The sequence below is a fragment of the Phaeacidiphilus oryzae TH49 genome (assembly GCF_000744815.1).
Classification (GTDB): Bacteria; Actinomycetota; Actinomycetes; order Streptomycetales; family Streptomycetaceae; genus Phaeacidiphilus; species Phaeacidiphilus oryzae.
Genome location: NZ_JQMQ01000005.1, coordinates 6,804,984 through 6,824,697 on the forward strand (window position 1 = coordinate 6,804,984; position 19,714 = coordinate 6,824,697).

Annotated in this window: 11 protein-coding genes and 2 pseudogenes; 6 read left to right on the top strand and 7 right to left on the bottom strand. The window is 75.5% G+C overall.

Going from position 1 to position 19,714, the window contains the following annotated elements:
• Positions 1-2: 2 nt before the first annotated feature.
• The 7 genes from BS73_RS33955 to aroA all read right to left on the bottom strand — a co-directional run bounded on the left by BS73_RS33955 (position 3) and on the right by aroA (position 10,361).
• Positions 3-1,676, bottom strand: a complete 1,674-nt coding sequence (locus BS73_RS33955; RefSeq protein WP_037578167.1) for a class I adenylate-forming enzyme family protein — start codon at positions 1,674-1,676, stop codon at positions 3-5.
• A 46-nt stretch (positions 1,677-1,722) separates the two neighbouring features.
• A complete protein-coding gene (gene fabF, locus BS73_RS33960; protein WP_037582465.1) occupies positions 1,723-2,949 on the bottom strand; it encodes a beta-ketoacyl-ACP synthase II in 1,227 nt (408 codons plus the stop codon).
• A 143-nt stretch (positions 2,950-3,092) separates the two neighbouring features.
• The gene (locus BS73_RS36900) at positions 3,093-3,926 is read right to left on the bottom strand and encodes an FAD-dependent oxidoreductase (protein WP_037578168.1); all 834 of its coding nucleotides are present in this window, start codon (positions 3,924-3,926) and stop codon (positions 3,093-3,095) included.
• Between the two features lie 85 nt (positions 3,927-4,011).
• Positions 4,012-5,244, bottom strand: a complete 1,233-nt coding sequence (locus tag BS73_RS36905; protein ID WP_084704570.1) for an oxidoreductase — start codon at positions 5,242-5,244, stop codon at positions 4,012-4,014.
• Between the two features lie 41 nt (positions 5,245-5,285).
• On the bottom strand, positions 5,286-6,116 hold the full coding sequence (gene chcA / locus BS73_RS33975; protein ID WP_037578169.1) for a 1-cyclohexenylcarbonyl-CoA reductase: 831 nt from the start codon (positions 6,114-6,116) through the stop codon (positions 5,286-5,288).
• On the bottom strand, positions 6,113-7,276 hold the full coding sequence (locus BS73_RS33980; RefSeq protein WP_037578170.1) for an acyl-CoA dehydrogenase family protein: 1,164 nt from the start codon (positions 7,274-7,276) through the stop codon (positions 6,113-6,115). Before BS73_RS33980 ends, chcA begins: the two co-directional genes overlap by 4 nt.
• A 52-nt stretch (positions 7,277-7,328) precedes the next feature.
• Positions 7,329-10,361: a 3-phosphoshikimate 1-carboxyvinyltransferase gene (gene aroA, locus BS73_RS33985; RefSeq protein ID WP_037578171.1), complete on the bottom strand. Its 3,033-nt coding sequence runs from the start codon at positions 10,359-10,361 to the stop codon at positions 7,329-7,331.
• A gap of 772 nt (positions 10,362-11,133) precedes the next feature.
• Here aroA and BS73_RS33990 point away from each other — a divergent pair.
• The 6 genes and pseudogenes from BS73_RS33990 to BS73_RS34025 all read left to right on the top strand — a co-directional run bounded on the left by BS73_RS33990 (position 11,134) and on the right by BS73_RS34025 (position 19,447).
• Entirely contained in the window at positions 11,134-12,573 is a 1,440-nt protein-coding gene (locus BS73_RS33990; RefSeq protein WP_037578172.1) for a hypothetical protein, read from the top strand.
• Between the two features lie 238 nt (positions 12,574-12,811).
• Positions 12,812-13,950: pseudogene (locus BS73_RS36910) on the top strand (glycosyltransferase family 4 protein).
• A pseudogene (locus tag BS73_RS36915) lies at positions 13,947-15,137 on the top strand (glycosyltransferase); the annotation flags it as partial. The pseudogenes BS73_RS36910 and BS73_RS36915, both read left to right, overlap by 4 nt.
• Positions 15,138-15,258: 121 nt before the next feature.
• Positions 15,259-16,776 (top strand): GDSL-type esterase/lipase family protein, encoded by a 1,518-nt coding sequence (locus BS73_RS34015; protein WP_235215622.1) that lies wholly within the window; start codon positions 15,259-15,261, stop codon positions 16,774-16,776.
• A 212-nt stretch (positions 16,777-16,988) separates the two neighbouring features.
• The gene (locus tag BS73_RS34020) at positions 16,989-18,500 is read left to right on the top strand and encodes an ATP synthase subunit B family protein (RefSeq protein ID WP_051941648.1); all 1,512 of its coding nucleotides are present in this window, start codon (positions 16,989-16,991) and stop codon (positions 18,498-18,500) included.
• The gene (locus BS73_RS34025; protein WP_235215623.1) at positions 18,497-19,447 is read left to right on the top strand and encodes a hypothetical protein; all 951 of its coding nucleotides are present in this window, start codon (positions 18,497-18,499) and stop codon (positions 19,445-19,447) included. The genes BS73_RS34020 and BS73_RS34025 overlap by 4 nt, the downstream gene beginning before the upstream one ends.
• Positions 19,448-19,714 lie beyond the last annotated feature (267 nt).

The following is a 19,714-nucleotide window of genomic DNA, read 5'->3' on the forward strand; positions in this document are numbered from 1 at the left end:
CCTCACCCCCGCCCGCTCGGCACCCGCTCCAGCAGCCCCTCCCGCGCCTCCCGCGCGGCGCGCTCGCGCAGCTGGTAGTGGATCTTCTTGCCGGTGGAGGTGGTCGGCAGCGCGTCCACGAACCGGTACGCCCGCGGCCGCTTGTACGCGGCCAGCATCGGGTGCGCCCGGCAGTGCTTCTCGCAGTCGGCCGCCGTCAACTCCGGGTCCCGGCGGACCACATAGGCCGTCACCAGCTGGCCCCACTCCGGGTCCGGTGCGCCCACCACCGCCGAGTCCGCCACCCCGGGCAGCTCGTTGAGCACCTCCTCGACCTGCACGGGATGGACGTTCTCGCCGCCGGAGAGGATCATGTCGTCCCGCCGCCCGACCACGGTGACGTACTCGTCCTCGTCCCAGGTGGCCAGGTCGCCGATGTACAGCCAGCCGTCCCGGAAGTTCTCCGCCTCCTCCTCCGGCCGGCCGGCGTACCCGTAACCGGACTTGGGGGAGCGGACGATCACCTCGCCGACCTCCTGCCCGTCCTTGGCCGCCAGGTCGTCGGCCGCCGCCCGCCGGCCCTCGTACACCCGGACCACCCGCACGTCGTCGTCCGTGCAGGCCCGTCCCGCGCTGCCGGCGTGCTCCGGCAGGTCGGCCGGCCGCAGGAAGGTGTTCCAGAACGCCTCGGTGGTGCCGTAGCCGTTGAAGATCCGGGGCGTCAGCAGCTCCTGGTAGCGCAGGCAGGCCGCTCGCTCCAGCGGCGCGCCCATGGTCACCACCCCGCGCAGCGAGGACAGGTCGCGCGGCCGGGCCTGCTGCGCGTCCGCCAGCCGCTCCAGGTTGGTCGGCGCGCCGATCAGGAAGGTCAGCCGGCGCTCCTCCACCAGATCCAGCACCCGGTCGGGGTCGAAGTGCCGCAGCGGCACCACCTCGCCGCCCACGTAGAAGACCGGGTTCGGCCCGCCCGAGTAGAGCCCGCCGCGGTGGAACCACGGCGTCATGTTGAGGGTGCGGTCCTCCGGCGAGAGCGGGAAGTGCATGATGACGTCGTGCGCCGAGAGCACCTCGGTGGCGTTGTTCAGCGGCACGCCCTTCGGCATCCCGGTCGTCCCCGAGGTGTACAGCCGCGTGGTCTCGGCGTAGATCCCGCCGCTCGGCTCCGCCGGCGCGGGCAGCCCGTCGCCCCGCCCCAGCAGCTCCCAGAAGTCCACCGAGCCGTCCAGCACCCGGCCGTCCGCCGGCCCGGCGTGCACCAGCAGCGCGGGCCGGCCGGCGTCCCCGGCCAGCGCCAGTGCCCGGCCCGCCTCCTCGCCGACCGAGGTGTCGTAGACGAAGACCCGGGGTTCCCCGGTGGTCAGCACATGCGCCGTCTCGCCCGGCGCCAGGCGGAAGTTGACCGGCGAGGCCACCGCGCCCATCCGCTGCGCGGCCAGCCACAGCAGCGCGAACTCGGGCCCGTTCAGCAGCTGGAAGGCGAGGAGGTCGCCCTCCCGGACCCCGGCCCCGGCCAGCGCCGCCGCCAACCGGTCGACGTCCGCGCCGAGTTCGGCGTAGGTCCAGCTGCGGCCGGTCTCCGGGTCGGACATCGCGGTCGACCGCGGGTACCGGTGGGTGTTGCGCCGGAAGCCGGCCGCGTAGGTGAAGTTCTGCTCGAACACCGACCGGAAGCCGGCCGGGTCGTAGGTGGTAGCCATCTCGTCGATCCTTCTTCGTACATCCAAGGGTGAGCGCGCCGGGCGCTCAGACTGCCCGCAGCACGGCCACGCAGTTCTGGCCGCCGAAGCCGAACGCGTTCACCGCCGCGGTCCGCACCTCGCTCTTCCGCGCCTCGTTGGGCACGTAGTCGAGGTCGCACTCCTCGCCGGGGGTCTCCAGGTTGATCGTCGGCGGGACCACGCCGTCCCGGATGGCCAGCGCGCTGACCATGGCGCTCAACGCGCCCGCGGCGCCGATCAGATGACCCACCATCGACTTCGGCGAGCTGACCAGCAGGTCGTAGGCGTCGGCGCCGTAGGCGGCGCGGATCGCCTTGGTCTCGGCGAGGTCGTTGATCCGGGTCGAGGTGCCGTGGGCGCAGATGTAGTCCACGTCCCCCGGCGCGGTGCCGGTGTTCCGCAGCGCCAGCCGCATCGCCCGGGTGGCGTGCTCGCCGGACGGGTCCGGGGCGCTGACGTGGAAGGCGTCCGAGGTCAGCGCGCCGCCGACGACCTCGGCGTAGGCCCGGGCCCCGCGCGCCCTGGCATGCTCGGCCGACTCCAGCACGGTGATCACCGCGCCCTCGCCGAAGACGAACCCGTCCCGGTCGGCGTCGAACGGCCGGGAGGCCCGGGTCGGGTCGTCGTTCCGCCGGGACAGCGCGCCCATGTTGGAGAGCCCGGTGAACATCACCGGGGTGATCGCCGAGTCCGTCCCGCCCGCGATCACCACGTCCGCCTCGCCGGACTGGATCAGCCGCTTGCCCTCAAGCAGCGCGTGGATCCCGCTGGCGCAGGCCAGCGCCGAGGCGTTGACGGGCCCGTGGGCGCCGACGTCGATCGCCACCTCGCAGGCGGGCATGTTCGGGATCACCGAGGAGACGAAGTACGGGGAGACCTGCCGCGGGTCGGCGTGCATGGTGTCCACGGCCTGCTCGACGCCGTCCATCCCGGCCACCGCGTTGTTCACGATGACGCCCAGCCGGGTGCCGTCCACGGTGCCGCCCGCCTCGACCCCGGCGTCCGCGACGGCCTCCCGGGCCGCGGCGACCGCCAGCTGGGAGAACCTGGCCGAGCGGCGCTGCCGCTTGCGGTCCAGGAACCCGGCCGGATCGAAGTCCTTGACCTCGGCGGCGATGGTGGTCGGCAGGCCGAGCCCGGCCGCGTCGAAGCGGGTGATCGGGCCGACGCCGGACCGCCCGGCGAGCAGCGCCTGCCAGGTGCTCTCCCGGTCGTTGCCCACCGGGGTGACGGCGCCGATGCCCGTCACCACCACCTGGACCTGGTTATTGCTCGACACGGGTCTGTCCTCCTGAGTCTCCGTTGGCGTTCTTCGTTCTTCGTTCTTCGCACTGGGCCGGCTCTCCGCTGTCGCCGGACGGCCGCCCGCCCGTGGGTGCGGCGGGCCGGGGCACCTCAGCCGCCGCCGGCCGTCAGGGCGTACGCCGCCTCGATCCCCTCGGTGGTGGCCCGGACCGCGTTCAGCCGCTCGGTCGAGGCCGCACCGCCGGCCACCCGGAACGGGATCCCGGCCGCCTCCAGCACCTCCGTCGCCGCGAGCTGCGGTTCCTGCCCGGCGGCGACCACCACGCTGTCCGCGGGCAGCAGCCGCTCCGTTCCGCTCGCGGCGTCCACGACCACCACCCCCTCGGCGGTGATCTCCCGGTACCCGACCCCGGTCACCGTCTCCACCCCCCGCGCCCGCAGCGCGGCCAGCTGCACCCACTTGGTACTCGCCCCGATCCCGGCGCCGACCCGCCCGGAGCGGCGCACCACCGTCACCCTGCGCGCGGCCCGGGCCGGCCGCACCGGGCCGGCCGGGGCGCCGAGCCCGGCCTCCCCGATCCCGTACTCCGCGAAGAACCGCTCGACGCCGCCCTTCTCCTGAGGGCTCGTCAGCAGATGGGCGACGTCGACCGCGATCCCGCCGCCGCCGATCACCACCACCCGCTCGCCGAGCGCGGCCGGATCCGCGAGCGCCTGCTGGTAGTCCACGACGTGGTCGAGCGCGGTGCCGGGAATCGCCGGCCGCCGCGGCAGCACCCCGCTGGCCAGCACGGCCCCGTCGAACCCCCGCAACTCGGCGAGGTCCCCCCACCCGATCCGCCGGCCGAGTCGCAGCTCGACCCCGAGCTCCGCCAACTCCCGCACCCGATGCGCCACCGCGTCCCCGTACGCCTCCTTGCCGGGCACCCGCCCGGCCATCAGGAACTGCCCGCCGGCCTCCGACCGAGCTTCGAAGACGGTCACCGCACACCCAAGCCGCGCAAACCCCCGAGCCGCCTCCAGCCCGGCGGGCCCGGCCCGATCACGGCAAACCGCCGCCGCTGGGTCCCTAGACCGGCTCGCTGGGTCCCCCGACCGGCCCCCGGGTTCCCCGACCGCCTCCCGGGCTCCCGCTCGCCGGCGGGAGGGAGCCGGCGCGGTCCGCCGGCAGCCGCCACTCCAGGGAGGGGAACTCCAACTCCCGGCCCGCGCGCGGGTTCACCAGGCAGGAGACCGGGGTCTCGCCGAAGGAGCGGTCGATGCAGGCCTGGTTGCAGGCGATGCACAGCTCCACTGAGGACTCCCGGCCCGCCCGCGTCTTGGCGACGATCGCCGGATCGGCGAGGAACGGCCGGGCCAGCGCGACGAAGTCGACCCCGCCGCCGGACAGCGCCTCCTCCACCTCGGAGAGGCGGGTGAAGCGGTTGGAGGCGACGACCGGCAGCTCCCCGTGCCCCGCCCCGCGCAGCGCGCGCTTCACCGCCTCGGCATACCGCAGCCAGGCGCCCCCCGGCACCACCGCCTGCACCGTAGGCACCGGCGACTCGTGCCAGCCGACCCCCACCGCCAGCGCGTCCGCCCCCGCACCGGCCAGCGCCACCGCGAGCGCGGCGACCTCCGCCGCCGGCGTGCCGTCCTCCACCAGGTCCGCCCCCGACATCCGGAACAGCACCGGGAAGTCCGGCCCCACCGCCGCCCGGACCGCGCGCAGCACCTCCACCGGGAAGCGCCGCCGCCGCTCGGGATCCCCGCCCCAGTCGTCCTCCCGCCGGTTGGTGGCCGGCGCGGTGAACTGGTTGATCAGGTACCCCTCGGAGCCCATCACCTCGACGCCGTCGAAGCCGAGCTCCCGGGCCAGCTCCGCGCCCCGCGCGAAGTCGCCTATCACGGCCCGGATCTGATGGTCCGTCAATTCAGTGGCGGTGTCCCGGGTGAACCGCGAGTACACCGCCGACGGCGCCACCGCGGGCCCGCCCAGCCGGTACCGCCCGGCGTGGAACAGCTGAAGGGCGACCGTTCCGCCGGCCGCGTGGACGGCCTCCACCACGGCGCGCAGCACCGGCCGCGCCCCCGCGTCGGTGAGCACCGCGTACCCCGGTCCGCCCGCCCCCTCCGGGGCGACCGCCGCCCCGCCGGTGACGATCAGCCCGGCGCCGCCGCGCACCCGCTCGGCGTAGAAGGCCGCGAGCGCCGCGCCGCCGTCGCCTGCGGCCTCCAGATTGAGGTGCATGGCGCTCATCAGCACGCGATGCGGCAGTCGCAGCGCGCCGATCGCGCCCGGTCGGAACACCTGGTCGAGCATGCGGGGGCCTCCTCCTCGTCTCGGGGTCGCTCGTCGCGCCGCTACGCGTCCCGCCGCGGCCGCGGCGGCAGCGCCAGCTCCGGCCCGGCGTCGGCGAAGTACGGCGGCGCGACCACGCTCAGCCCGCCGTCCACCACCAGCGTCTGCCCGGTGATGTACCCGGCGCCCTCGCCGAGGAGGAACGCCACCGTGTCCGCGACCTCCTGCACGCTGCCCGGCCGTCCCGCCGGGATCTTCTCCAGCACGGACTCCATCTCCGGCATCCCCGGCACGCCGTAGAAGAACTCCAGCGAGTCGGAGTCGATCAGCCCGCCGTTCACCGCGTTCACGTTGATCCGGTACGGCGCGAACTCCACCGCCATGTACCGCACCCAGGCCTCGATCGCGGCCTTCATCGCGCCCAGCGCCGCATACGTCGGATACGCCCGGATGGATCCGTAGGAGGACAGCGCGACGATCCGCCCGCCGCGGTCCATCAGCTTCACGGCCTCCTGCGCGCCCAGCACGAACGGCCGCAGGTTCATCGCGTAGGACCGGTCCAGGTGGTGCGGCTTGACGTCGACGATGTTCTTGAAGGCCGCGGCCGCCGCGTTGGAGACGAAGGCGTCCAGCCGCCCGGCCTTCTCCGCGACGGCGTCGAAGAGCGACCGCACGCCCTCCACCGTCTCCACGTCCGCCCGCACGGCGAAGCCGCGCCCGCCGAGCTCCTCGATCTCGCCGACCACCTTCTCGGCCAGCTCGGCGTTCTTCTTGTAGTTGACGACGACCGTGCCGCCGTCCCGGGCCAGGGTCAGCGCCAGTGCCCGGCCGATGCCCCGGGAGGCACCGGTGATCAGCGAGACCTTCCCGCCCTGCTGCTGACGCCCCGTCACCTGCCCGCCCCCTTCAGGCCACCGGCCGCCCGCAGCAGCTCACGGAAGACCACCGTCTTCTGGATCTCGTTGGTGCCCTCCTCGAAACGCTGGGCGCGCGCGTCCCGGTAGACCCGCTCGATCTTCTCGGACTTCCAGTAGCCGAGACCGCCGTGCACCTGCAGCGCCTTGTCGGTCACCGCGGTCAGCATGGTCACCGCGTGCATCTTGGCCATCGAGGACTGCAGCGAGGCGTCCGCCGCCCCCTCCTCGTACCGCCGGGCCGCGTGGAGCACCAGCTGCCGCGCGGCCTCGATGTCGGCCTGGTTCTCGGCCAGCATGAACTGGATCGCCTGCCGCTGCGCCAGCGCCTTCCCGAAGGTCACCCGCTCCCGCGCGTAGCCGACCGCCAGCTCCTGCGCCCGGGCGGCCAGGCCGACGCAGCTCATCGCCACCGAGATCCGGGACGGGGTGAGGAAGCCGCCGAGGAAGACCTCGAGACCCTCGCCCTCCCTCCCGAGCCGGTTGCCCACCGGCACCGGCGTCCGGTCGAAGGTCAGCCGGGCGTGGTCGGTGCCGGTGACGCCCATGGTGTTGGAGGTGTCCTCGACGGTCACCCCGGCCGCGTCCCGCGGCACCATCAGCGCGACCGTGCCCTCGCCGCCGGCGCTGCCCTCGAGCCGGGCCAGCAGCAGCCAGTAGTCGCAGCGCACCCCGAAGGTGATCAGGTGCTTGCGGCCGGAGAGGTAGTAGGTGTCGCCCTCCCGCTCGACCGAGGTGGTGATGTCCGCGCCGGTGCCGTTGCCCGGCTCGGTCAGGGTGAAGGCCACCTTGATCTCGCCGGTGATCGCCGGGATGACGAACCGCTTGCGCTGCTCCTCGTCGGCGTGGCCGTCCATGGCCCGCCAGATCCCGTTCACCACGTGGACGATCATGCGGACCGAGCCGTGCGAGCGGGAGAAGACGTCCATCAGCTCCATCCACTGGACGAAGCCGAGCCCGCGCCCGCCGTACTCGACCGGGGCGGCCATCCGCAGATAGCCGCGGTCGTTCAGCTCGGTCCACAGCTCCTCGGGGACCTCACCGGTCTCCTCGATGCGCTCGGCCCAGTCCTCGCCGGGGCCGCGCACCCACTCCTCGACCTCGGCGCGCAGCCGGGCGAACTCCTGAGGGTCGATCACGTGTCGTGTGCCTTCCGTGTGTTGGGTTCCTCGCGGTCGCCGGCCGCCTCCGTCAGGAGGCGTCCTGCGGTCGCAGATCCTTCGCCAGCTCCCGCAGAGCGAACTTCTGCACCTTCCCGATCGGGTTCCGCGGCAGCCGCTCGATCGTCTCCAGCCGCTCCGGCCAGTACTGCTTGGCCACCTGGTTGGCGTCCAGGTACTCCCGCATGGCGCCGAAGGAGAGCCGGGCGTCGGGCCGCAGGACGACGAAGGCGCAGGCCCGCTCGCCCAGCCGGGGGTCCGGCATGGCGACCACGGCCGCCTCGTCCACCGCCGGGTGGTCGTGGAGCAGCTGCTCGATCTCGGAGACCGGGATCTTCTCGCCGCCGCGGTTGATGACGTCCTTGACCCGCCCGGTGATCCGCAGGAACCCGGAGGAGTCGATGGTCGCCAGGTCCCCCGTGCGGTACCAGCCGTCCTCGGTCAAGGCCTCGCCGGTGAGGTCCGGCCGGTCCAGGTAGCCCTCGAAGACGGTGGGGGAGAGCAGTTCGAAGTTGCCCTCCTCGCCGGGCGGGAGGACCCGCCCCTGGTCGTCCGTGATCCGCAGCCGGACGCCCTCCAGCGCCCGCCCGTCGGTGCCCCAGCGCTGGGCCGGCTCGTCGCCCGGCGCGGCCAGCGCGGCCAGGCAGGTCTCGGTGGTGCCGAAGGCGCCGAGCACGGTCGCCCCCAGCACCCGGGTGGCCCGCTCGGCCAGCCCGCGCGGTACGGCGGCACCGGTGGCCACGAAGATCCGCAGGTGGCGCGGCTTGTCCACGCCATTGGTGTCCTCCACGGCCTTCACCAGGTCGGACAGGAACGGGGTGGCGGCCTGCACAAAGGTTCCGCCGTGGTCGTTGAGCGACTGCAGTGCCCGCTTGGCGTTCCACTCGCCCTGCACGATCTGCGGCACCCCGAGTACCAGGGCCAGCACCATCCCGTAGAGGAAGCCGGTCTGGTGGGCCAGCGGCGAGGGCACCCAGATCGCGTCCTGCGCGCCGAGCCCGAGGTGCCGGATCTCCATCGAGACCGCCCGCACCAGGTTCTCCGACGGCTGCCGCACGCCCTTCGGCTCGCCGGTCGTCCCGGAGGTGAAGAGCAGCTGGGCGATGGCGTCCGGGGTCGGCCGCACCGCGTCCAGCGCGGCCCGGTCCACCTCGACGGCCGCCAGCGCGGCCTGCCAGTCCTGCCAGCTCGGCCGGCCGGAGGCGGTCTCGCGCACGGCGGGCAGCTCGGCCGGGCCGCCGTCCTCGGAGAGCACCAGCACATGGTCCAGCGCGGCGGTGTCCGCCCCGCCGGCCGCGACCAACTCGGCCAGCTCCTCCGCGGGCCGGCGCGCGCGGTAGCGGTCCGCCACCACCAGCACCCTGGCCCGCGAGCGCCGCAGCACGAAGCCGACCTCGCGCTCCCGGAAGAACGGGATGATCGGCGTGCACACCGCGCCGACCCGCAGCGCGGCCAGCGACAGCGCCACGAACTCGGCCCGGTTGGGCAGCTGGTAGGCGACCCGGTCGCCCGGCCTGACGCCGAGGGCCAGCAGCAGCGAGGCGATCCGGTCGACCTCCTCGGCCAGCCCGCGCCAGGTCAGCACCTCGTCCCGGTCCGGCCGGACGTCCACCACGGCGGTGTCGTCGGGACGCGCGGCGGCCCGCCGGGCCAGCCACTCGGGCAGGGTGATCCGGGCCGCCTGGTCCGGCTTGTCGATCTCCTTGTCCGGGCGGCGGGAGGCGCCGGACCTGGCGCGGTTGTTCTCCACCGACATCGGGATGCTGAGGCTGTTCATCGCGTCCAGGAAGGTCGGATACGAGATCCGGTAGGCGTTCGGATAGGTCAGGGTGGAGTGCCCGCGTGCCCGCGACGCCGCCACTGCCAGCGACATCAGCACCCGGTGGTCGTTGAACGAGGAGAGCCGGGTGCCCACCAGCGAACCGACCCCGCGCACCCGCAGTGCGTCCCCGGTCAGCTCCAGATCGCCGCCCATGGCGTTGAGCTGCAACATCGCCGCCGCCCTGTCGGATTCCTTGAGCCGGGTGTGCGCCACATGCTCGAAGACCGTCTCGCCGTGGGCGAAGGTCGCCATCGTGGACAGGATCGGCAGCATGTCCGGGACGTCGGTGCAGTCCACCGTGACGCCCTTGAGGTCCACACCGTCGTGGGCGATCCGGATCCCGAGCGGCTCGCCGTCCGGGTCCGCGGGGTTCCGCTCCAGCTCCATCGGCACGCCCATGGCCCGCGCGATGTCCAGGAAGTGCACCTCGGGGTGGTCCGCGGGACCGCCGCTCAGCCGCCGCATCCCGCGCAGCAGCACGTTCGACGGGTGGATGGCCGCGGCGGCGACGCCGAAGGCGGCCGAGCCGATGTCCGGCGGCAGCGCCAGATCGGTGGCCCGGGCCTGCTGGCCGGGCTGCACCTCGAACCGCCGCCAGTCCTCCGACACGCTTATCCGCAGCCCGAACTGACGCATCATCGACACTGTGAGCTCAAGGTAGGTGCGCTCGTTGAGCTCGCCCTCCACCTCGATCACGGTCGGCCCGGTGGCGAACGGGGCGAGGAGGATCAGACCGGAGATCCACTGCGAAAGCGTTCCGGCGATGGTGACATGACCACCCGTCGGACGCCTCGGCCGGACCTGGACCGGCGGGCAGTCGTCGGCCGACTCCAGCTCGACGCCCATCTGGCGCAGGGCGTCGAGCAGCGGGCCGACCGGCCGCCGCCGGAAGTACTTCTGCCCCGTCACGGCGACCGGACGGTCGGAGAGCGAGGCCAGACCGATCATGAAGTAGAGGGTGGTGCCGGACGAGCCCGCGGACACGGCGGCGCGCCGGGGCCGGTAACCACCACCCAGACCGCGTACCACGAAGGTGTCGCCGTCAGTACTGATGTCCACACCGAGCCCGCGCAGCAGCTGCACGGTGTACTGCACATGCCGCGCGTCGGAGAGGCCGGTGATCCGGCTGGTGCCGTCGGCCAGCGAGGCCAGGATCAGCGCGCGGTGGGCGTGGTACTTGGAGTTGGGGACGAGGACCTCGCCGGTCAGCGGGTGCTGGATGCCTTTGACGAGAAGATGCATACGGGCGTGCTTCTCCCTGACGTGTCGTCGAACGGGCCGTCCGCGGGCATGCCGGAGCGCACGGGGAACACCGGATCCACCGGGTACGCCGGGCGCACCGGTCCGCCGCGGGCATGCGGGAACGAACGGGGGGCGAAGAAGAGTGAAGTGGAGGAGGGGTGCCGGGGGACAGGGGCGAAACGGGGGACGGCGGCGCGCCGGGGGCGCGCGGCGCCCTCCCCTCGGGCGCTCCGGTCGGGCGCTCCGGCCTATCCCGCCGGGGGGCTCAGATCCAGGAGGCAGCGGTCCGCGGGTCGGGCCATCCACTGACGCCGGTAGGAGGACGGACGGCTGTCATGGCGCAGGGGCCGCGCGGGGCGGCGGCCCTTTCGTCGTGGCAGGAGCCGAGCTGCGCTCGCGTCCGCGACGGCGCTGCCGTCGGGCGCGGGAGTGAGGTGCGTCCGGATGACGAGCCCGCGCACGGTGCTGTGAGTACACCTGTGCGTCGGATGGTGCTCGATCATGACGGTATTTATATCACTTGGCTATGCATCTACATCCCCGGCCCCCTGGTCCGCGCACCCGGCCGGCCGCCCCCGTCACCTCCGCCGCCTGCGCGGACGGGCTTTCGAGGGGCCTGAGGGAAGAACTCTGAGAACTCCACGGGAACCGCGTCCCACCCGCTCCCGAAGCTTGGCATACCGGGCCGCCCTGGCGATACGCTGCCCGGCGACCGAAGCCCGCGACGGAAATCCCGTTGCTGACCAGAACCACCGCAACGGATGCTGACGACATGTTCGAGCCGGAGATAGCGCCCAGCGCCACCCTCCTCGGCCTGCTGCAGCGCGGGCGCGGGGACGGGACCCTGCACGCCCTGGCGGCAGAGCGCTCCGTCGCCCTCGCCGCCCTGGACGTCTGCGTCACCCAGGACCCCCGCCGGGACTGGCAGGTCGAGAACCGGTCGCTCTACTACGCCCGGCTCTACATGGAGCTCGAAGGACCGCTGGCCGGCATCGAGGCCCACCTCGGCCACCCCGACGACGTACTGGACACCCACGAGTGCCGCACCGGCCTCGCCCTGTCCGTCCTCGGCCGGCTGGCCCAGTACGGCCGCCGGGACGCCCTGCTGCTGCTCCGCCGGTACGCCGCCACCGGCGCCAACTGGGCCTGGGCCCTGGACGAGCTCGCCGTCTGCGACGACGACGCCGGCCTCCTCGCCCTCGCCGAACCCGTGCTGGCCCGCTTCGAAGCCGGTCCCGCAGGCGACGCCGAACTCCGCGCCGCCGTCCGCGAGGCCTACGACCCGCGTCCCTGGCACCTGTGGGCGGCCCACCACCGGCGCGTCGCCGCCGCCACCGAGCAGGCCCCCTTCGAACTCTGGCAGCGCCAGCTGTCGGGCCCCCGTGGGGAGACCCCGGACTGGTCCACCGAGGCCGTACTGGCCTGGGCCGACGAGCCCACCGCCCTGAGCGGCGCCCCGTCGCCGGCCGACGCCGCCGGTCCGCGCGAGCGCCGCGCCGCGGCGGCGGCCCGGTGCCTCACCGCGGTCGCCGGCCCGGGGGACCGCCCGCTGCTGCTCGGTGCCGCCGCCTCCGGGCCGGTCGGCGCCCGGATCGCCGCGCTCCGCTACCTCTCCGGCCGGGACGACCCGGCCGTCCCCGACCTCCTGGAGCTGGCCGCGACCGATCCGGAGGAGGAGATCGTCACGGCCGCGCTCTCCACCCTCTGCCGGATGCGCAGCGAACGGATCATGGAACGCGCCCGCCGCTGGGCCGCCGCGCCCTTCGACGGCGCCCTCGCCGACGCCTCCGTCCGCCTGCTCGCCTGCGCGGGCGACAAGCGGGACGCCGGGCTGGTCGCGGCGGCGCTGCAACGCAGGGTCGGCCACGACGGGGTCGACGCCCCCGACCTCGACGACCTGGTCGAGGGCGCGGCCCGGCTGTCCGCGACCGCGGCGGTCCCCGTCCTCCGCCGGCTCTACGCCGACACCGCCTCCTCCACCCTCCGCGGCAAGGCCGCCCGCGCCCTGGCCGGCACCGACCCCTGCTTCGCCGCAGGCGCCGCCGTCGAGTGCCTCTGGGACTGCGAGGAGACCACCCGCGAGCTCGCCGCCCGCCACGTGGCCACCAAGGGCGACGCCCGAGTCCTGGACCGCCTCCGCCGCCTGGCGGCCGACCCGGCCGAGGAGGCCGAGGTGCACGAGGCGGTCAAGGGCCGCCTCACCGACGCCTGACCCGCGGCGCCGGACGCGGGGGCGGCCCGAGCGGCGTCCAGGGGCGCCCAGCGGTGTCCAGGGGCGTCCAGTGGCGTCCGAGGGCGCCGCCGCAGGCGCGGGCGCAGGGGCAAGCGGCGGCCCGGGGCCCGGACGGCAGCGGCTCCACCGCGGGAACGCGCGCGGGATTGGGGAAACCTTCGCCCGCGGGCCAGATCCACGTCGCCGGGTATCCGACCGCCCTCGGAACCAACCCCGTATGCGTATCGCTCTGGTGACCGAGTCCTTCCCCCCAGACATCAACGGCGTGGCCCACTCCGCCCTGCGGACCGCCGAGCACCTCATCGCCCGGGGACACCGGCCCCTGGTGGTCACCCCCCAGCCGGCGGCCCCGCCCATCGCCTCCGACGACCCCTGCGAGGTCCTCCGCCTCCCCTCCGTCCCCCTCCCCGGCTACCCCCAGGTCCGCCTCGCCGCGGGCCGCGCCCTCGCCCGGCTCCTCGCCGACCGGGCGCCCCGGCTGGTCCACCTCGCCAGCCCCTTCGTCCTCGGCGCCCGCGGCGCCACCGCGGCCCGCCGCCTCGGCCTCCCCACCGTGGCCGTCTACCAGACGGACATCGCCGGCTACGCCCGCGTCTACCGCGCCGGCGGCCTCGGCGAGGCGGCCGCCTGGCGCCGGATCCGCGCCATCCACTCCGCCGCCGACCGCACCCTCGCCCCCAGCCGCCCCGCCGCCCAGGACCTCGTCGCCCACGGGGTCCCCCGGGTGCACGTCTGGCCGCGCGGCGTCGACCCGTCCCGCTTCCACCCCGCCCGCCGCGACGCCGGGCTCCGCGCCCGCCTCGCCCCGAACGGCGAACTCCTCGTCGGCTACGTGGGGCGGCTCGCCCCCGAGAAGCGGGTGGACCTCCTCTCCGCCGCCTGCCGGCTGCCCGCCACCCGCACCGTCGTCGTCGGGGACGGCCCCAGCGCCCCCGCGCTCCGCCGGAGGCTCCCGGACGCGGTCTTCCTCGGCCGCCGCACCGGCGACGAACTCGCCGCCCTCTACGCCTCCCTCGACGTCTTCGTCCACACCGGCCCGATGGAGACCTTCTGCCAGACCATCCAGGAGGCCATGGCCAGCGGCGTACCGGTGGTCGCACCGGCCGTCGGCGGGCCGCTCGACCTGGTCGCCCACCGCCGTACCGGGCTGCTCGTCCAGCCGCGCGACGCGGACGCCGTCGCCCGCGCGGTCGCCGAACTCGCCGGAGCCCGGCCCTCCGCGCCCGCTACGGCGCGGCCGCCCGCGCCGAGGTCGCCGACCGCACCTGGGAGGCCGTCGGGGACCTCCTCCTGGACCACTACGCCCAGGTCCTCGGCAGCCACGCCGCCGCGCGGGAGACGGCGGTGGCGGCATGAGCGGCGAGGGGCGCGGGCCCGGCAGCCCCCGCCGCCGCCACCGCCACCGGATCGTCCGGCTCGCCAACTTCGTCACCGAGCGGTCCGGCGGCCTCCGCACCGCCCTTCGGGAGCTGGGCGCCGGCTACCGGGCCGCCGGCCACGACCCGGTGCTGGTGGTGCCCGGCCCCGCCCGCTCCACCGCCGAGACCGACCAGGGCCTGGTGATCACCCTTCCGGGCACCCCGATCCCCGGCAGCGGCGGCTACCGCCTCCTCTGGCGGCGCCGCGAACTCGCCGCACTGCTGGAGGAGTTGGCCCCCGACCGACTGGAGGTCTCGGACCGCGCCACCCTCCGCTGGACCGGCCGCTGGGCGGCGGACGCCGGCGTCCCCGCGCTGATGGTCTCGCACGAGAGCCTGGACGGCGTCCTGCGGCAGTGGGGCCTCCGCCCCGCGCCCGCCCGCGCGCTGGCCGACAGCCACAACTCCCGTACCGCGCGCGACTTCCGCACCGTCGTCTGCACCACCGCCTGGGCGGCCGAGGAGTTCCACCGCATCGGCGCGGAGAACATCCGCCGCGCCCCGCTCGGTGTCGACCTCGCCCGCTGGCATCCGGGCCGGCACGATCCCGAACTGCGCGCCCGTTACGCCCGCCCCCGGGAACCCCTGCTGGTGCTCTGCTCCCGGCTCCACCGCGAGAAGCGGCCCGACCTCGCGCTCTCGGCGCTGGCCGAACTCCGCGCCGGGGGAGTGCCGGCCAGGCTCCTGGTGGTGGGCGACGGCCCGCTGCGCCCGCGGCTGGAGCGGCAGGCCGCGCGGCTCGTCCCCGGCGCCGTCACCTTCACCGGCCACCTCGGCGGCGGCCTCCTTCCGGCGCTGCTCGCCAGCGCCGACGCGGTGCTGGCCCCGGGGCCGGTGGAGACCTTCGGCCTGGCCGCGCTGGAGGCGCTCGCCAGCGGCACGCCGGTGGCCGTCAACCCGCTCAGCGCCCTCCCCGAGGTGGTCGGCGCCGCGGGCGTCATCGCACCCACCCCCGACGCCGCCGGCTTCGCCGCCGCCGTCGCCGCGCTCCTCGCCACCGCCCCGGCCGCCCGCCGCCGAACCTCCCGCCGGCAGGCCGAACGCTACCCCTGGCGGGCCGCCACCACCGCCTTCCTCACCGCCCACGACCTCCCACTCCGCCCCACCCCGCACACCCCCACCCCGCACACCCCCACCCAGCCCACACCGGCCCCGACCCGGCGCCGGCCCACCCATACCTCCACCCCCGCAAGGCGCCCCCGCCCCGCCCCGCCCCGCCCCTCGGAGCCACCCCACCACCGCAGCCGTGACCTCGCCCTCCGCGCCCGGGCTCGTCGGCGGTGGCTCGGGTCTGGGGGTGTCCGTGCCCGGGCTGGCCGGCGGTGGCTCGGGTTCGGTGGCGTCCGCGCCCGCGATGGCCAATGGTGGCCCCGGCCAGGCGGTGTCCGCGCCCGGGCGGACCGGCGGTGGCCCGGGCTCGGCGGTGCCGGTGCTCGCGCACGGCGACGGTGGCTCGGGTTCGGCGGAGTCCGTGCCCGGGCTGGCCAGCGGCGGCTCGGGTTCAGCGGTGTCCGCGCCTGCGCAGCGCGGCGGTGGCCCCGGCCCGGCGGTGTCCGCGCCTGCGCTGGTCGGCGGTGGCTCGGGTGCGGGGGTGTCCGCGCCCGGGCTGGTCGGCGGTGGCTCGGGTGCGGCGGTGTCCGCCCCCGCGCAGGGCGGCGGTGGCTCGGGTGCGGCGGCGTCAGCGGCCGTGATGGCCAAAACTGGTCCTGGCTCGGCGGTGTCCGTGCCCGCGCAGGGCGGCGCCGAGTTCGGCCCGGCGGCGGCCCGTGGCTCAGGCGTCCGGGGCGCGGGCCCCCGCGGGGGCGGGGCCGGCCCCGGACGCTCGGCCGCCGGGGCGTGCGGGCTCGCGGAGGTCGCGCCTGGCGGGTACGCCGAGAGCGTCCTCCGATCCGGGGCGCTCCTCGTACCCGCTCCCCGCTTCGTCGCGCTGGGGGACTCCGTGACCGAGGGGCTCGGGGATCCGGCCCCGGGCGGCCGCGGCTGGCGCGGGTGGGCGGCGCTGCTCGCGGAGAGCCTGGGCGCGGGCGACTACCGCAACCTCGCCCTCGCCGGTGCGGTCTCCCGGGACCTGGTGGAGCGTCAGCTCCCCTCCGCCGCCGCGTTCCGCCCCCACCTCGCCGCCCTCGTCATCGGCGGCAACGACACCCTCCGGGCCGGGTTCGACATCCACCTGCTCGCCGTCCGCCTGGACCGGGCCCTCGGCGAGCTCACCGCCCTCGGCGCCGTCCCGCTCACCGCCTGCCTGCCGGACCCCGGCCGCCTGCTGCGGCTGCCGCCGGACCTCGCCTGTCCGCTCGCCCGCCGCATGGAGGCGCTCAACACCGTGGTGCACGCCCTCTCCGAGCGCTATGGCGCCGTCCACACCCACGCCGCCTGCCGCGCCGCCGCCGTCGACGACCCCGCGCTGTGGTCGGTCGACCGCCTCCACCCCTCCGAACGCGGGCACCGTATGCTGGCCCGGGCCTTCCACGCCGAGCTCGCCGCCCGCGGACTCGCGCCCGGCTTCCCGCCCGCCGCCGAGCCCACCGGCGCGGCACCCGGCCGGTCCGCCCGGGCTTGGTGGATGGCCACCCGCGGCAGCAGATGGGTCCTGGCCAGGTCCACCGACCTGCTCCCTGACCTCCTCCGGCTGGCCGCCCGCGAGCGCGCCCACCGCAGGCGCGGAGCGACGGCCGGCCTGGACGCCTGGGCGCGGGCCCGCACCGCCGCCGCCCTCGCCGCGCTCCACCCGCTGCCCGCCACGGCGGACGGCCCGGCGGCCTGAGCCGGCCCGGCCCGCGCCTGCCCATACCCCCGCAAAACCGGTCCACCTGTGGCGAATTGGGTCGCTGTCGGTGGTTGCCCTTAGTCTGGACCACCGTGACGACCGCGACCGGGAGGGACGACCTGACCAGCGCCCCGCACAGCAGCACCGAGAGCACACCGCCCGGCCCCGGCGCGCCCCGCCCCAGCGCCCCCCGCGCCGGCTTCGGCGGCGTGGCCCGGGCCCCGGGCCTGGGCCTGCCCGCCTTCGGCGCGCTCCCCGGCGCCCGCACCGCGCCGGGCCCGGCCGGCGACGAGGGCCTCGCCCGCCGCCTCCGCGCCCTCGCCTGCACCGCCCCGCTGCACGACCTGGACACCCGCAAGGCCAACCTGGCCGGCGAGTACGCGGTCTACGGCATGGCGGAGATCGGCCTGGCCGCGATCGACCTGGTCACCCTCAACATGGACTTCGACGCCGGCGCCGACCGGGACCAGATACTGTCCCGCCTGCTGCCCCGCGTCGCTGCCCAGGCCCCCCGGCGCCCGGCAGCGGAACACGAGCGGGTCGCCCGCTGGGTGCTGGAGTCGCTGATCAACGTCGGCAGCGTGGACCGCGGCTTCCGCGCCGTCTACGGCACCTTCGGCCCGGAGGGCGAGTACGTCCGCCGGGACTACGACTTCAAGCTGGTCGAGGAGGTCCCCGGCCCGGACGGCGGGGTCTACCTCCGCACCACGGACGAGGCGGTCAACGTCCTGGTCGGCGCCCTGGACACGGATGTGACCTCGGCTCAGATCGCCGCCGAGGTCAAGCTGGAGGTGCTGATCAGGCGCGGCCGGCTGGCCGACGCCCAACTCGCCGCCGAGCAGGCCAGATACCGCACCGTCCAGTACGCCGAGACGCTGCGCCGGGCCCTGGACGCCACCCGCCGCAACGTCCGCGCCGTGGACTGGCTGAACGCCGTCCCCGACATGATCGCCGAAGCGCTGGACCACGTCGCCGACCGCTACCGCCACGAGACCGCGATCCTCACCAACATCCGCCGCGCCCGCGACGAGGCCGAGGACGCCGAGCACAAGCGGCGGGCGGCCGAGCTGGTGGACATCGTCAAGGACTGCATCCGCCGGCACACCCAGCTGCAGACCCGCCTGCTGGAGGCCGGCCCGCTGTTCCGCGCCGAGCAGGACCGCCAGGCCTTCGCTGCCCCCGCCGCCCACGCCGGGGTGGACCTCTACGGCCAACTGCTCTGCTCCGTACTGCCCCTCCCGCTGGAGCGGGCGGTCCTGGTCACCGACGCCTTCTTCGGCCGCGGCACCGGCTTCCGCACGCCCGGTTCGGTCCGGCTCACCGATCTGGTCGACGGCCTGCTCACGCCGCCGGTCGAGCGCGAGCACCTCGGCGCCGAGCTCCCCGAACCCGACCTGGTGGCCACCCCGGACGACAGCCGCTTCTCCGAGGAGCAGCTGGAGGCGGCCCTCCAACTGCTGGACATCCCGGCCGAGGCCCCCCGCCGGCTCTCCGGCCTGCTCGCCGAGGCCCGCCGTCAGGACCCCGAACTCCCGTACCTGGTGGCCCTGTTGTCCATTCACGCGGCCAGCCCGCCGGTGGGCGTCGCGCATCGGCAGGGCGAGCCCGGTGTCCTCTTCGCCGTGGACGACGGCACCCCGCTGGACGACCCCGACTTCGGCGGCGCCGACTTCATCCTCGGCACCGCGACCCTCACCCCGGACCCGGAGGCCGCCCGATGACCCCCGCCGAGCAGACCCACGCCACCATCGACGAGGACGCCGCCGACGCCCCGCACGCCGCCGCCGAGGCCCCGCACGCCGCCGCCCCCGTTCCGGAGGCCGGCGCCCACGCGGCCGCCGCCGCGATCACCCCCGCCGACACCACCGAGGCCGCCCGCCTGGTCGCCCACGGCCTCCAGCCCAAGCAGCTCCCGGCCCGGGACGCCGACTACGCGGCCCTGGTCCGCCGCTACCGCGAGGACCCGCCCTTCGCCCGGCTCGCCGACGCCGTGGCCACAGGACTGGGGCTGATCGTCCTCGAGGTCTCCCCGCGCACCGGGATGGCCCTCTCCGCCTACGAGGACTCGGTCTTCTCGGTGCGCCTCGGCGAGTACTCCCGGCGCGCGGTCTCCGACACCGGCGACCGCTTCCTCCACGGACTGGCCCACCTGTCGGTGGCCGCCCTCGCCTTCCCCCGTCCCGAGGACGTGGTCGACGACGGCTACATCGGCCGGATCACCGTGAACGGCGTGGACGCCTTCGTCCGCCAGGCCTGCCGCCGCCTCGCCGAACGCGCCGACGAGGAGGGCGCGAACACCGACCCCACCACCGACGCCCCCGAACTGGAGGCCGCCTGGCGGGTGTACGCCCGGCGCAGCGCGACCGGCGCCACCAAGGACGCCCGCCGCCTGGCCGGCTCCACCACCGGCATCATCAGCAAGGCGGTCGGCTTCCTGGTGGACTCCGGCTTCCTGCAGAAGACCTCGGACGACGCCGGCGGCACCTACCGCACCACCGCGCGGTACCAGCTCCAGGTCCGCGAACTCGCGGCCACCGCCGCGATGTCCGAGCTCCTCGACCTCGGCATCACCCCCATCAGCGACGGCACCGCCACGCTGGCCCCGGCGGCCGACCCGGAGACCGAGGAACTGGCCGCCGACGCGGGCCTCCCGTTCCACGCGCTCTGACCCGCCGCCCCGAGAAGTCGCGCGGCGACTTCAGGGGCGCGGGGAACCGCGCGGCCGGCCCTCTACGGCGCCGCACCCGGCAACGGCCACCGGGCCGCAACCCCAACTCCGTCGCCGAGCGCGCCAGGGCCCGGGGCCCGGGGTCCGGGGCAGCAGCCCCCCGCGGAAACCCGCCGCGCGCAGCGCCGTTTGCCCAGGTCCGCACGGTTCTGTCAGCGTCGTCCGGTAGCGTTGGCCCCCGCTGAGCAGAGATCCAAGCCCCCTCGG

Excerpts from the sequence above, each read along its gene's own strand:
- BS73_RS33955 (WP_037578167.1), bottom strand. The coding sequence starts at position 1,676 with ATGGCTACCACCTACGACCCGGCCGGCTTCCGGTCGGTGTTCGAGCAG.
- BS73_RS36905 (WP_084704570.1), bottom strand. The coding sequence starts at position 5,244 with ATGCTCGACCAGGTGTTCCGACCGGGCGCGATCGGCGCGCTGCGACTG.
- aroA (WP_037578171.1), bottom strand. The coding sequence starts at position 10,361 with ATGCATCTTCTCGTCAAAGGCATCCAGCACCCGCTGACCGGCGAGGTC.
- BS73_RS33990 (WP_037578172.1), top strand. The coding sequence starts at position 11,134 with ATGTTCGAGCCGGAGATAGCGCCCAGCGCCACCCTCCTCGGCCTGCTG.
- BS73_RS34025 (WP_235215623.1), top strand. The coding sequence starts at position 18,497 with ATGACCCCCGCCGAGCAGACCCACGCCACCATCGACGAGGACGCCGCC.